At 63.0% G+C, this 13,980-nt stretch carries 13 protein-coding genes and 1 other RNA gene; 4 read left to right on the forward strand and 10 right to left on the reverse strand.

Annotated elements, in window-relative coordinates:
- Positions 1-21: 21 nt before the first annotated feature.
- The 10 genes from gcvP to K3819_RS27935 all read right to left on the reverse strand — a co-directional run bounded on the left by gcvP (position 22) and on the right by K3819_RS27935 (position 12,404).
- The gene (gene gcvP, locus K3819_RS27890) at positions 22-2,895 is read right to left on the reverse strand and encodes an aminomethyl-transferring glycine dehydrogenase (protein WP_221398304.1); all 2,874 of its coding nucleotides are present in this window, start codon (positions 2,893-2,895) and stop codon (positions 22-24) included.
- Between the two features lie 134 nt (positions 2,896-3,029).
- Positions 3,030-3,413 (reverse strand): glycine cleavage system protein GcvH, encoded by a 384-nt coding sequence (gcvH, locus tag K3819_RS27895; RefSeq protein ID WP_011336464.1) that lies wholly within the window; start codon positions 3,411-3,413, stop codon positions 3,030-3,032.
- Between the two features lie 49 nt (positions 3,414-3,462).
- Entirely contained in the window at positions 3,463-4,545 is a 1,083-nt protein-coding gene (gcvT, locus tag K3819_RS27900) for a glycine cleavage system aminomethyltransferase GcvT (RefSeq protein ID WP_085612031.1), read from the reverse strand.
- Between the two features lie 157 nt (positions 4,546-4,702).
- Positions 4,703-6,319, reverse strand: coding sequence for an iron ABC transporter permease (locus tag K3819_RS27905; RefSeq protein ID WP_085612032.1), 1,617 nt, complete (start codon positions 6,317-6,319; stop codon positions 4,703-4,705).
- Between the two features lie 161 nt (positions 6,320-6,480).
- A complete protein-coding gene (locus K3819_RS27910) occupies positions 6,481-7,485 on the reverse strand; it encodes an extracellular solute-binding protein (protein ID WP_221398305.1) in 1,005 nt (334 codons plus the stop codon).
- Positions 7,486-7,592: 107 nt separating this feature from the next.
- On the reverse strand, positions 7,593-8,810 hold the full coding sequence (locus K3819_RS27915) for a 2-octaprenyl-3-methyl-6-methoxy-1,4-benzoquinol hydroxylase (protein ID WP_221399736.1): 1,218 nt from the start codon (positions 8,808-8,810) through the stop codon (positions 7,593-7,595).
- Positions 8,811-8,819: 9 nt separating this feature from the next.
- Positions 8,820-9,305, reverse strand: coding sequence for a DUF4442 domain-containing protein (locus K3819_RS27920; RefSeq protein ID WP_064379962.1), 486 nt, complete (start codon positions 9,303-9,305; stop codon positions 8,820-8,822).
- Positions 9,298-10,485, reverse strand: a complete 1,188-nt coding sequence (gene ubiH, locus K3819_RS27925) for a 2-octaprenyl-6-methoxyphenyl hydroxylase (RefSeq protein WP_221398306.1) — start codon at positions 10,483-10,485, stop codon at positions 9,298-9,300. Before ubiH ends, K3819_RS27920 begins: the two co-directional genes overlap by 8 nt.
- The gene (pepP, locus tag K3819_RS27930) at positions 10,482-11,816 is read right to left on the reverse strand and encodes a Xaa-Pro aminopeptidase (protein ID WP_221398307.1); all 1,335 of its coding nucleotides are present in this window, start codon (positions 11,814-11,816) and stop codon (positions 10,482-10,484) included. The genes ubiH and pepP overlap by 4 nt, the downstream gene beginning before the upstream one ends.
- Before the next feature lie 27 nt (positions 11,817-11,843).
- Positions 11,844-12,404, reverse strand: coding sequence for a YecA family protein (locus tag K3819_RS27935; protein ID WP_085612036.1), 561 nt, complete (start codon positions 12,402-12,404; stop codon positions 11,844-11,846).
- 125 nt (positions 12,405-12,529) lie between these two features.
- On the opposite strand from K3819_RS27935, the gene K3819_RS27940 reads away from it, so the two are divergent.
- The 4 genes from K3819_RS27940 to K3819_RS27955 all read left to right on the forward strand — a co-directional run bounded on the left by K3819_RS27940 (position 12,530) and on the right by K3819_RS27955 (position 13,949).
- Positions 12,530-12,739, forward strand: a complete 210-nt coding sequence (locus K3819_RS27940; protein WP_007940359.1) for a TIGR02449 family protein — start codon at positions 12,530-12,532, stop codon at positions 12,737-12,739.
- The gene (locus tag K3819_RS27945; RefSeq protein ID WP_039765346.1) at positions 12,736-13,053 is read left to right on the forward strand and encodes a cell division protein ZapA; all 318 of its coding nucleotides are present in this window, start codon (positions 12,736-12,738) and stop codon (positions 13,051-13,053) included. The genes K3819_RS27940 and K3819_RS27945 overlap by 4 nt, the downstream gene beginning before the upstream one ends.
- Before the next feature lie 30 nt (positions 13,054-13,083).
- A non-coding RNA gene (gene ssrS, locus K3819_RS27950) (6S RNA) lies at positions 13,084-13,262 on the forward strand.
- 81 nt (positions 13,263-13,343) lie between these two features.
- A complete protein-coding gene (locus K3819_RS27955) occupies positions 13,344-13,949 on the forward strand; it encodes a 5-formyltetrahydrofolate cyclo-ligase (RefSeq protein WP_011336472.1) in 606 nt (201 codons plus the stop codon).
- Positions 13,950-13,980 lie beyond the last annotated feature (31 nt).

Below are 13,980 nucleotides of genomic sequence, written 5' to 3' on the forward strand. Positions count from 1 at the left end.
CGGCATTTTTTTGCCCGCTATTCAGCGGTAATCGTCCACCGGCACGCAAGCGCAGAAGAGGTTGCGGTCGCCGTAGACGTTATCGACCCGGTTCACCGCCGGCCAATATTTGTGCGCCTTGGTGTGTGCATCCGGCGTGATGCCCTGCTCGATGCTGTACGGCCGCTCCCACACGCTGGTGATATCGGCCAGGGTATGCGGCGCCCGTTTGAGCGGGTTGTCCTCGGCCGGCCAGTTGCCGTTTTGCACCTCAGTGATTTCTGCACGAATGCTCAGCATCGCGCCGATGAAGCGATCCAGTTCGGCCTTGGACTCGCTTTCGGTCGGTTCGACCATCAAGGTGCCCGGCACCGGGAACGACATGGTCGGTGCATGAAAGCCGTAATCCATCAGGCGTTTGGCGACGTCTTCTTCGCTGATGCCGGTCTGCGCTTTCAGCGGCCGCAGATCCAGAATGCATTCGTGGGCGACCCGCTCGTTGCGGCCGGTGTACAGAACGGGGAAAGCACCGGACAGATGCTGCGCCAGATAATTGGCCGCGAGGATCGCCACCTCGCTGGCATCCGCCAGTTGTGGCCCCATCATCGCGATGTACATCCAGCTGATCGGCAGAATGCTCGCACTGCCCCACGGTGCGGCGCTGACCGCACCGTTCTGCGGATGCGGTCCGTCGATCGGAATCACCGGATGGTTGGCGACGAACGGCGCCAAGTGCGCACGCACGCCAATCGGTCCCATGCCCGGCCCGCCTCCACCGTGGGGAATGCAGAAGGTCTTGTGCAGGTTCATGTGTGACACGTCGGCGCCGATGTCCGCCGGCCGCGCCAGCCCGACCTGAGCGTTGAGGTTGGCGCCGTCCATGTACACCTGGCCGCCGTGCTTGTGGATAACTTCGCAGATTTCGCTGATGCCTTCCTCGTACACGCCGTGGGTCGACGGATAGGTCGCCATCAGGCACGACAGCTTGGCCCCGGCTTCGGACGCCTTGGCTTTCAAATCCTCCAGATCTACGTTGCCGGCGTCGTCGCACTCGACGATCACCACGCGCATCCCGGCCATCTGCGCCGAGGCCGGGTTGGTGCCGTGGGCCGAAGAAGGAATCAGGCAGATGTCGCGCCCGCCCTGCTGGCGGCTCTCGTGGTATTTGCGGATCGCCAGCAACCCGGCGTACTCGCCCTGGGCGCCGGAGTTGGGCTGCATGCAGATTGCATCGAACCCGGTGATCGCACACAGCCAGCGCTCCAGCTCTTCGATCATCAGCGTGTAACCGACCGCCTGCTCCCGGGGCACGAACGGGTGCAGGTTGGCGAATTGCGGCCAGGTGATCGGGATCATCTCGCTGGTGGCGTTGAGTTTCATGGTGCAGGAGCCCAGCGGAATCATCGACTGGTTAAGCGCCAGATCCTTGTTCTCCAGTTGCTTGAGGTAGCGCAGCATCTCGGTTTCGCTGTGATGGGCGTTGAACACCGGGTGGCGCAGGTACGGCGTGCTGCGTTGCAGCGTGTCGGGAATGCCGGAGGCCAGCGTTTCAGCGTCGAGATCAGCGACGTTCAACCCGTGATCGGCGCCCAGCAGCACATCGAACAGTCTGGCCACGGTGCTTTCATCACAGGTCTCGTCAAGGCTCAGACCCAGTCGGCCACGACCGAGGATGCGCAGGTTGATCTGCGCGGCCCGGGCGCTTTCGATGATCGCGGTTTGCGCCCCGCCCACGTCCAGCGTGAGGGTGTCGAAGAAGTGTTGGTTGAGGCGCTGGATGCCATGGCGGTCGAGCCCGGCGGCGAGAATGCAGGTCAGCCGGTGCACGCGCTGGGCGATTCGTTTCAGCCCTTCCGGGCCGTGATAGACCGCATAGAAACTGGCGATGTTGGCCAACAGGACCTGGGCAGTGCAGATGTTCGAATTGGCCTTCTCCCGACGAATATGCTGCTCGCGGGTTTGCAGGGCCATGCGCAGCGCGACGTTGCCACGGGCATCTTTCGATACGCCGATGATCCGCCCGGGAATCGCTCGTTTGTATTCCTCGCGACTGGCGAAAAACGCCGCGTGCGGGCCGCCGTAACCCATCGGCACACCAAAGCGCTGGGATGAACCGAACACCACGTCGGCACCCAGTTCGCCCGGCGGGGTCAGCAGCAACAGACTCAACAGGTCGGTCGCCACGCAGGCCAGCGCCTGCTGCGCGTGCAGGTGATCGATCAAGGGTCGCAGGTCGCGGATCTCGCCGTGGGTGTCGGGGTATTGCAGCAATGCGCCGAACACCTGGTGCTGCTTCAAGTTATCCACAGCGTCGACGATCAGCTCGAAGCCGAAGCCTTCGGCGCGGGTCTGCACCACGGAAATGGTCTGGGGATGACAGTTTTCGTCGACGAAGAACAGATTGCTCTTCGACTTCGCCACGCGCTTGGCCAGGGCCATGGCTTCCGCGGCGGCGGTGGCTTCATCGAGCAGCGAAGCGTTGGCCAGTTCAAGGCCGGTGAGGTCAATGGTCAGTTGCTGAAAGTTGAGCAACGCTTCGAGCCGGCCCTGAGCGATTTCCGGTTGGTAAGGCGTGTAAGCCGTGTACCAACCGGGATTTTCCAGCACGTTGCGCAGGATGACGGTCGGCGTCAGGGTGCCGTGGTAGCCTATGCCGATCAGGCTGGTCCAGACCTGGTTCTGTTCGGCATAACCGCGCAGTTTGGCCAGCGCTGCCTGTTCGTCCAGCGCCGGCGACAGGTCCAGCTCGCGGTTGAGGCGAATGCCCGGCGGCACGGTCTGTTCGATCAGTTCGACCCGGCTGCCGAGGCCGAGGCTGTCGAGCATCGCCTGTTGCTCGGCGGCATCGGGGCCGAGGTGGCGGCGCAGAAAGGCATGGGGATCGCGTAACTGGCTCAGGGATGGCAACTGGGACATGACGGGCTCTCTCTTGGCTGGCGGCTCGGCGTCAATGCAACACGGTCAAACCAGCATAGCAGCCACCCCGACGGCAAAAGTCCCGGGCAGAAAAAAGCCCCGACGGGTCGGGGCTTTGGAGTCTCGCCTGCAGCTTACTCGCCGATGGCAGCCTTGTAGGCGGCCGCGTCGAGCAGCTTGTCCAGCTCGGCCTTGTCGCTTGGCTTGAGCTTGAAGATCCACGCGGCGTACGGATCGTTGTTCAGTTCTTCCGGCGAACCGGCCAGGTCTTCGTTGACGGCAATCACTTCGCCACCGACCGGGGAGTAGATGTCGGAAGCGGCCTTGACCGACTCGACGACACCGGCGGTATCACCGGCGGCGAACACCTTGCCCACTTCTGCCAGCTCGACAAACACCACATCACCCAACGCTTCCTGGGCGTGATCGCTGATGCCCACGGTGACGGTGCCGTCGGCTTCAAGGCGCGCCCATTCATGACTTTCGGCAAAACGCAGTTCAGCTGGAATGTTGCTCATGCTCGGTGTCCTCAAGAAATTGTCAGCGGTCGTGCCCGCCGGAAAAGGTTTAGATCAGGGTTTTGCCGTGACGGACAAAGGTCGGTTTGACCACTCGTACCGGATACCACTTGCCACGGATTTCCACTTCGGCGCGGTCGGCAGTCGCCATCGGTACACGCGCCAGGGCAATCGACTTGCTAAGCGTAGGAGAGAAACTACCACTGGTGATCTCCCCTTCGCCAACATCAGCGATACGAACCACCTGATGAGCCCGCAAAACCCCGCGCTCCTCAAGCACCAAACCGACCAGTTTGTGCTGCACACCAACGGCTTTTTCCGCCTCCAGCGCATCGCGACCGATGAAGCGGCGCGTGGCCGGTTCCCAGGCGATGCTCCAGGCCATGTTCGAGGCCAGTGGCGAAATGTCCTGATGGATGTCCTGGCCGTACAAGTTCATGCCGGCTTCGACCCGCAGCGTGTCGCGAGCGCCGAGACCAATGGGGGAAATGCCGGCGCCCACCAGATCGTTGAAAAATCCGGGGGCCTGATCGGCCGGCAGGGCAATTTCCAGACCGTCCTCACCGGTGTAGCCGGTGCGCGCAATGAACCAGTCGCCGTCGACATGGCCTTCAAAAGGCTTGAGCATCTGGATCAGATTGGCGCGGGACTGGGTCACAAGCTCGGCAATCCTGTGCCGGGCATGGGGACCTTGAATGGCGAGCATCGCCAGTTCGGAGCGTTCGGTCATCTGAACATCGAAGCTGCCCAACTGTGCCTGCATCCAGGCCAGGTCCTGATCGCGGGTGGAGGCATTGACCACCAGACGATAACCGTCTTCGAGGCGGTAGACGATCATGTCGTCGACGATGCCGCCGCGCTCGTTGAGCATGGTGCTGTACAACGCACGGCCGGGGCTGTGCAGGCGTTCGACGTCATTGGCCAGCAAATGCTGGAGCCAGGCCTTGGCCTGGGGGCCGGTGACATCGATCACGGTCATGTGGGAAACATCGAACACCCCGCAATCGCGACGCACCTGATGGTGCTCCTCGACCTGCGAGCCGTAATGCAGGGGCATGTCCCAACCGCCAAAATCGACCATCTTCGCGCCGAGGGCGAGATGCAGGTCATACAGAGGCGTACGCTGTCCCATGGGTTTCTCCTTCCGGGCGTGGCGAAGGTGCGGAGCGCTGCTGCACGGTTCGGAAAACCCTGTAAAAAAGGGCCTTCAGCCGATTTCAGCGACAGGGTCTGTCAGACGGACCGCACCGAATGCCGCGCATTGTAGCCGCATGATTCAGGACTGACGACTAAGTGTTTCTGTGCGCTGAGCGTCGGATCAAACCGATGACCGGCAACAGACCGACCAATACCAGGGTCAGCGCCGGCAACGACGCCCTCGCCCATTCGCCTTCGCTGGTCATTTCGAAGATCCGCACCGCCAGTGTGTCCCAGCCAAACGGGCGCATCAGCAAGGTCGCGGGCATTTCCTTAAGCACATCGACGAACACCAGCAAGGCGGCGCTGAGCGTGCCGGGCAGCAGCAACGGCAGATACACTTTGAAAAACAGTCGCGGCCCACTGACACCCAGGCTACGTGCCGCTTCAGGCAAAGAGGGCCGTATACGCGCCAGACTGCTTTCCAGCGGCCCATAGGCCACCGCCACGAAACGCACCAGATACGCCAGCAGCAGCGCCGCCAGACTGCCCAGCAGCAACGGTTTGCCCGCCCCGCCGAGCCAGCCGGACAGCGGAATCACCAGCTCTCGGTCCAGATAACTGAATGCCAGCATGATCGACACTGCCAGCACCGAGCCCGGCAAGGCATAACCGAGATTGGCCAGACCGACTGCGGAGTTGATCGTCCGGGTCGGCGCCAGACGCCGGGCGAAGGCCAGCAACATCGCCACGCTGACCGTGATCAGCGCCGCCATGCCGCCCAGATACAACGTATGGAGAATCAGCCCGGCGTAGCGCTCATCCAGGTCGAAGCGCCCGCGCTGCCAGAACCACACCACCAGTTGCAGCACCGGAATGACAAACGCGCAGGCGAACACCAGACCGCACCAGCCGGTCGCCGCCCAGGCCTTGGGCCCGCGCAGGTGATACAGCGCCTTGACCCGTGGCCGCTCGTTACTCGCCCGATTGGCGCCGCGCGCGCGACGTTCGCCGTACAACACCAGCATCACCACCAGCAGCAACAGGCTGGCCAGTTGCGCAGCGCTGGGCAGACTGAAAAAGCCGTACCAGGTCTTGTAGATGGCAGTGGTGAAGGTGTCGAAGTTGAACACCGACACCGCACCGAAATCCGCCAGCGTTTCCATCAGCGCCAGCGCCACACCAGCACCGATGGCCGGCCGCGCCATCGGCAATGCGACACGCCAGAACGCTTGCCACGGTGACTGACCGAGCACTCGCGCCGCTTCCATCAGGCCCTTGCCCTGAGCCAGGAACGCAGTACGCGCCAATAGATAAACGTAGGGATAAAACACCAGCACCAGCACCAGAATCACGCCACCGGTGGAGCGCACTCGCGGCAGGCGCAGGCCGCTGCCGAACCCTTCGCGCAGCAGGGTTTGCACGGGGCCTGCGAAGTCCAGCAGTCCGACGAAGACGAATGCCAGCACGTAGGCCGGGATGGCGAACGGCAGCATCAGCGCCCAGTCGAGCCAGCGGCGACCGGGGAATTCGCAGAGGCTGGTGAGCCAGGCGAGGCTTACGCCGATCAGCGTTACACCGATGCCTACGCCGAGGACCAGCGTCAACGTATTGCCCAGCAGACGCGACATCTGGGTTTCCCACAGGTGCGACCAGATCTGGTGATCGATGGTTTGCCATGAGAGCAGGAGCACGCTGAGGGGGAGCAGCACCAACGCGGCGATGGCGAAGACGATGGGGTACCAGCGGCGTTGGGCGGGGTGGGCCAAGGAAACAGTCTCGTTCAAATGATTGTGCCCACGCTCTGCGTGGGCACACATTCTGTGACGCTCTGCGTCACGCTGTCGATGATGCGACGCAGAGCGTCGAGGGCTGCATTCCCACACACGGTTCGACGTGGGAACGATCAAACAGTGCTGTCAGGAAAGACTCAGTTCCAACCCGCCCGATCCATCATCCGGATCGCTTCAGCCTGTCGCTTGCCCGCCACTTCAACCGGCAGCGTATCAGCCACGAACTGCCCCCACGCCGCCACTTCTTCCGAAGCCTTCACCGCCGGATTCGCCGGGAACTCCTGGTTCACATCGGCAAAGATCTTCTGCGCCTCAGGCGTGGTCATCCACTCGACCAGCGCCTTGGCCGCTTCCGGGTGCGGCGCATGTTTGGTCAGGCCGATGCCCGAGAGGTTGACGTGCACGCCACGATCCGCCTGATTCGGCCAGAACAGTTTCACCGGCAGTTCCGGCTTCTGCTTGTGCAGGCGACCGTAGTAGTAGGTGTTGACGATGCCGACGTCGCACTGGCCGGCGTTGATCGCTTCCAGCACCGCGACGTCATCGGAGAACACGTCGGTGGACAGGTTGTTGACCCAGCCCTTTAGGATCTGCTCGGTCTTCTCGGCGCCGTGGACTTCGATCATGGTGGCGGTCAGCGACTGGTTGTAGACCTTCTTCGCCGTGCGCAGGCACAGGCGACCTTCCCAGTTCTTGTCGGCCAATGCTTCGTAGGTGGTCAGTTCGCCCGGTTTCACCCGTTCGGTGGAGTAGGCGATGGTCCGCGCGCGCAGGCTCAGGCCGGTCCAGGCGTGGCTGGACGAGCGATATTGCAGGGGAATGTTGGTGTCGATGGTTTTCGAGGTGAACGGCTGGAGAATGCCCATCTGCTCGGCCTGCCAGAGGTTGCCGGCATCGACGGTCAACAGCAGGTCGGCGGTGGCGTTCTCGCCTTCGGCCTTGATCCGCTGCATCAGCGGCGCTTCCTTGTCGGTGATGAACTTGATCTTCACCCCGGTCTTGGCGGTGTAGGCATCGAACACCGGCTTGATCAGCTCATCAATACGCGAGGAGTAGACCACCACCTCGTCGGCGGCCTGGGCGGCGGTGCTGCCGATCAGGGTCAGGGCCAGTGCGGTCAGAACACGCTTGGATGCCAACATGGGAGCGGTCTCTCGGTCGGGAAAAGTGGCCCAAATGATAAGGACTCACATTTACCAGCTCAATCGAACACTTTCCCAAGGAGTTACCAGATGTTGCACAACATTTGTCAGGCCTTGGCCAAGGCCGGCAAGTCGCCGGTCAGCCCCAATGCTTCACGCACGAACAACGCCTTGGCCTCAGGCATCTGCTCAACGATTTTCAGCCCGGTATTACGCAACCAGCGCAGCGGCAGCGGATCAGCCTGGAACAACCGCTCGAAGCCTTCCATCGCGGCCATCAGCGCCAGGTTGTGCGGCATGCGCCGGCGTTCGTAGCGGCTCAGGACTTTCCCGTCCGCCAGGCGTTCGCCGCGTTCGTTGGCCTGCAACAAGACTTCGGCCAGCACCGCGGCGTCAAGGAAGCCGAGATTCACGCCCTGCCCCGCCAACGGGTGAATGGTGTGCGCGGCATCGCCGATCAGCGCCAGGCCTTCGGCCACGTAGCGTTTGGCGTGGCGTTGACGCAGCGGCACACACAGGCGCGGGTCAGCGCTGATGACCTCGCCGAGGCAACCTTCGAACGCGCGCTCCAGCTCGCGGCAGAAATCCGCCTCATCCAGCGCCATCAGCCGTTCGGCTTCGCTCGGCGTGGTCGACCAGACGATCGAGCACCAGTCCTGCTGCCCGCTACGCTCCAGCGGCAGAAACGCCAGCGGCCCGTGATCGGTGAAACGCTGCCACGCGGTCATGCGGTGCGGCTTGCTGCTGCGCACGCTGGTGACGATGGCGTGGTGCAAGTAATCCCATTCGCGAGTGGCGACGCCGGTCAGACGGCGCACGGCGGAGTTGGCGCCGTCCGCCGCGATCACCAGCGGCGCGCGCAAAGTGCGGCCGTCGGCCAGGGTCAGCAGCCAGTCGTCACCGGACCGGCGCATCTGCTCCAGCCGCGCGTTGGCCAGCAGACCCAGGTCGCAATCATGCAGACGGTCGAGCAAGGCATCCTGGACCACGCGGTTTTCGACAATGTGGCCGAGCGCCTCGGCGTGCACGCTGCTGGCCGAGAAGTGAATCTGGCCGGTGCCGCTGCCGTCCCAGACGTGCATGTCGGTGTAAGGGCTGCTGCGTCGGCTGACGATGCCGTCCCACACGCCGAGGCGATCGAGGATCCGCTGGCTGGCCGCCGACAGCGCGCTCACCCGCGGCTCGAACGGCGCATCGCCGTCGAAGGGTTTGACGCTCAACGGGCTGCCGTCGAGCAGCAGCACTTCCAGCCCGCTGCCCTGCAACGCCAGCGCCAAAGCACTGCCGACCATTCCGGCTCCGACAATCAGCACATCCGCGCGCATTTCCATGCTTTAAGCCTGTCTCGCTGGCGGCTTGAGCCGCACGTAAAGGGTTTTACCGACCCGCGCCACCAGGTTGCCGGCGCCGTCATGAATGTCGACCTGCAACTGCGGCAGGTATTTCTCGCCACTGGCGGTCTGCCGACGGATCTCGTCGAGCAGGGTATCGTCGATGTTGAACCGGGCGAACACCGGGCCTTTGCCCGGCGATATGAAATCAATGTCGGCGGCCTTGTCCCAGACGATGTACCGCGAGCCGAGGTTCTCCATGAGCATCAACATGAAGAACGGGTCGACCATCGAATACAGGCTGCCGCCGAACTGGGTGCCGACGTAATTGCGGTTGTACCAGCCCAGGCCCATCGAGACCCGGATGTCACGAAAGTCATCGCTGATGTGCTGCACCCGGACACCGGCGCCGAAGTACGGCGGGTAGAGCGTCATGATCCAGCGCATCAGCCGCGCCTTGCCAAACCGTCTGATCAGCCACTCACGCATCCGGCCGCGTCCCCAGCCCCATGGCCTGACGGGCGAACCAGCGTTTGGCCGGCGGCAGCAGATCGAGGCCGAGCAGGCCGATGTTGCGCCCCAGCGACACCAGCGGCTGGGTGCTGCCGAACAGGCGCGTGACCTGATCGGAGAAGCCCACGGTGAGATCCTGATCGAGACGCTGACGCTCGCGATAGGCCTGCAACGTGGCGAAATCCCCCAGCGGTTTGTCGCTGGTCAGCAGCGCCGCAGCCAGCGCATCGGCATCGCGCAGGGACAGGTTGAAACCCTGCCCGGCAATCGGATGCAGACTGTGGGCAGCGTTACCGAGGACCGCCAGATGCGAACGCACCTGCTCTTCGGCCTCCACCAGCGCGAGCGGATACAAATGTCGCGCGCCGACCTGCTTCAGGGTGCCGAGGCGGTAACCGAATACGCCTTGCAGCTCGCTGAGGAAATCACGCTCGCTCAGATCCGCCAGCCGTTGCGCGTCCATGCCCAGACGGGTCCAGACCAGCGCGCAGCGGTTCTCCGGCAGCGGCAGCAGCGCCATCGGGCCTTCATCGGTGAAACGCTCGAACGCCATGCCGTTGTGCGCTTCGCTCGGGGTGATGTTGGCGATCAGCGCGCTCTGGTTATACGGGCGCTTGCGCACGTTGATGCCCAGTTGCTCGCGCAGACCGGAACGACCGCCATCGGCGAGCACCGCCAGATCGCACTCGACGGTAGTTTCGTCGTTGAGGGTCAGGCGATAGCCGTCGGGCAGCGGCTCCATGCGGGAAACTTCCGCCGGGCAGCGCCAACTGATCACGTCTTTGTCGAGGTGCTGCCACATGCACTGGCCGAGCCAGGCGTTTTCTACCACATAGCCGAGCGCCGGGACGCCCTCTTCCATCGCCGACAGGCGAGCAGTGGAGAAACGACCACGGTCGGACACATGAATCTGCTTGATCGGCTCGGCGCGGCGGGAGATTTCCTGCCACACGCCCAGCCGCTGATAAATCTGCCGCGAACCGAAAGACAGCGCCGAGGAGCGCGCGTCATAGCTTGGCTGCCAGGTGTCACCGGGGGCGAACGGTTCGATCAGCACGATCTTCCAGCCACGGGCCTTGGCCCCGGCCTGCAAGGCCAACGCCAGACTGGCGCCGACCAGACCGCCACCGATGATTGCCAGATTGACCCGACTCATGCCGCGCAGGCCCGTGCTTGCGCCATCAGGGCTTCGATCTCGGCGACGGTTTTCGGCACGCCGCCGGTCAGGATTTCACAACCGCTCTTGGTCACTACCACGTCATCCTCGATGCGCACGCCAATGCCGCGCCATTTCTTCGCTACGTTCTGATTGTCCGGGGCGATGTAGATGCCCGGCTCCACCGTCAGCGCCATGCCGACTTCCAGCACCCGCCATTCGCCGCCGACCTTGTATTCGCCGACGTCATGCACATCCATCCCCAGCCAGTGGCCGGCGCGGTGCATGTAAAACGCCTTGTAGGCTTCGGAGGCGATCAACTCGTCCACCTCGCCCTGCAACAGCCCCAGCTTCACCAGCCCGGTGGTGATGACCCGAACCGTGGCTTCGTGCGCCTGGTTCCAGTGCTTGTTCGGAGCGATTTCGGCGAACGCCGCTTCCTGCGAGGCCAGCACCAATTCGTAGATCGCTTTCTGCTCGGCGGAAAACTTGCCGTTGACCGGCCAGGTGCGGGTGATGTCGCTGGCGTAGCAGTCGATCTCGCAACCGGCGTCGATCAGCACCAGATCGCCGTCCTTGAGCAACGCGTCATTCTGCTGGTAATGCAGGATGCAGCTGTTGCGCCCGGCAGCGACGATCGAACCATAAGCCGGCATCTTCGCCCCGCCCTTGCGGAACTCGTAATCCAGTTCGGCTTCGAGGCTGTACTCGTACAGCCCGGCACGACTGGCCTGCATCGCCCGGATGTGAGCCTGGGCGGAAATCCGCGCCGCTTCGCGCATCACCTTCACTTCTGCCGCCGATTTATACAGGCGCATGTCGTGCAGCAGGTGATCCAGGGCAACGAATTCGTTCGGCGGCTGGGCGCCGAGGTGCGCCTTGGAGCGGATCACGTTGATCCAGTCCATCAGGTGACGGTCGAATTCGGGGTTGCTGCCCATCGCCGAATACACCCGGTCGCGGCCTTCGATCAGGCCCGGCAGGATGTCGTCGATGTCGGTGATGGGGAAAGCGTCGTCGGCGCCGAAATCGCGGATCGCGCCTTCCTGGCCGGCGCGCAGGCCGTCCCAGAGTTCGCGTTCGGCGTTGCGTTCACGGCAGAACAGCACGTACTCGCCGTGTTCGCGACCGGGCATCAGGACGATGACCGCCTGTGGCTCGGGGAAACCGCTGAGGTACTGGAAGTCGCTGTCCTGGCGATAGACGTGCTCGACGTCGCGGTTGCGGATGGCGACCGCGGCGGCCGGCAGGATCGCGATACTGTTGGGTTCCATCTGCGCCATCAGCGCCTTGCGGCGCCGGGCGTATTCCGCTTTCGGGATATGGATCATGGGCAGATGGCTTTCCCTGGCACGCGATCAGTGCAGCGACGGCTTGGCCGCTGGCGGCACGTCGGCCTTTTTGGTTTCGGAGAACAGCAGCAGCGGAGCGACACGCAGGTACTCCATGACTTCCATATAGTCGCTTTCGCCGTCTTCGGATTCTTCGAGTGCGTCTTGCACCTGGGAGATCGCTGCAAGATCCTGCAACACTTCGGTGGCCTCGGTGCTCAGCATGCTGCTGTCGCGGCAGTTCAGGCCGAACCCAGTGAGGAAGCCCTGGCACCATTGGCCCAGCGCGGCGGCACGCTCGGCCAGAGGCGTGTCATCGTTCGGCAGCAGCAGAACCACGGTGACGTCATCGCCGGTGAGTTCGCTCTTGACCATTTCCTGCAGACCGATCAGCGCGTTGCGGACGTTGTCCTGCGGCTCGCTTTCGAGCAGCTCGGCGGCATCGATCAGCCACTCTTCGGCATTGAAGCCGGCGCCGGCGCAACTGCGGCCCAGCAACAGGCCGTGCAGTTCGGCAGGCGAAACGGAATGACCGCTGGAGTTCAGCAGGGTGGCAAAGCCTTGGTACGGGGAATTCTGAATGGGCATGGGCAGCTAGGCGCCAGACGGCGCTATGTCTAGAATGAAGGCCTTGTATCCTACATCGACAGACTCGCCAAGACCATTAAAGGCTGTCCGCCAGCCAAACCCATCAGACCGAATCAGTGGACACAATGGAAGACACCGACCTGCAAGCGCTGATGGCCAGACTCGAACTGCTGATTACCCGAGTCGAGCAACTAAAGAGTCAAAATGCACTCTTACTTGCTCAGGAAAAGACCTGGCGCGAGGAACGCGCGCACCTCATTGAAAAAAACGAAATCGCCCGGCGTAAGGTCGAATCGATGATTTCGCGCCTCAAGGCCCTGGAGCAAGACTCATGAGTTCAAGCAATAGCGTTACCGTGCAGATCCTCGACAAAGAGTATTCGATCATCTGCCCCCAGGAAGAGCGCAGCAATCTGATCAGCGCCGCCCGCTACCTGGACGGCAAGATGCGCGAGATCCGCAGCAGCGGCAAAGTCATCGGCGCCGACCGCATCGCCGTAATGGCCGCGCTGAACATCACCCACGACCTCTTGCACAAAGAAGAGCGCCCGGACATCCAGGCCAGCGGCTCGACCCGTGAACAGGTGCGTGACTTGCTCGATCGTGTCGATCTGGTGCTGGCGACCGATCCGGACGTCACCAAGGGCTGATTCGCCAGGCCGCTTGAGTTATACTCGCCGCACTCCCTGGGGTGCTTGCCAGTTGACGATGTCCCTGAGCCGATTTGCACTACCCTGGGGGTTGCACGTTGGGCTGGTGTGCATGTCCGCCAGACGGAAAGCCTTAAAGCCTACTGCATCCTCCACCTTGAACTCTCGGGTTCAAGGGCTAAGTCGACAGCGGCTCATCCGGGGAGCCTGATTCGAATCCGATGCCGGTGCATGCCGGCATCGGATTTTTTATGCGTACGTTTTCGTCCCCACCCTGCCGAAGCCGAACCATGACCGAACCCGCGTTGCTGCCCCGCCCCCAACTGCGCCGCCTGCTGCGCAAGGCCCGTCGCTCGTTGACGCGAAGCGAGCAGCGCCAGGCCGCCGAAGGTCTGTACAGGCAACTGGCACAAGACCCGCACTTTCGCCGGGCGAAACACATTTCCCTGTACCTGCCGACCGACGGTGAAATCGACCCGCGCCTGTTGCTGCGCGCTGCCCAGCGTCGCGGCAAGAAAACCTACCTGCCGGTGCTCAGTGCCTGGCCACGAACCAAAATGGTCTTTCAGCAGATCCGCCCCGGCGAAAAGCTCAAACCCAACCGTTTCCGCATCCTTGAGCCGCGCGCCAATCTGGCCCGTCAGCGCAAGGTCTGGGCACTGGATCTGGTGTTGTTGCCACTGGTGGGATTCGACGATGTCGGCGGGCGCCTGGGCATGGGCGGCGGATTCTACGACCGTAGCCTGGCGTATCTGGCCCGACGCCAGAACTGGCGCAAGCCGACGCTGTTGGGGCTGGCCCATGAATGTCAGAAGGTCGAACGTCTCGCGCAAGCGAGCTGGGATGTACCGTTGCAGGGAACGGTGACAGACAAGGCGTGGTATTTCGCAGGATAGACGCCGCGTAGATCAGCGGCGTCGAAAAGGC

This window comes from Pseudomonas sp. 3-2 (assembly GCF_019710535.1).
Classification (GTDB): Bacteria; Pseudomonadota; Gammaproteobacteria; order Pseudomonadales; family Pseudomonadaceae; genus Aquipseudomonas; species Aquipseudomonas pharyngis.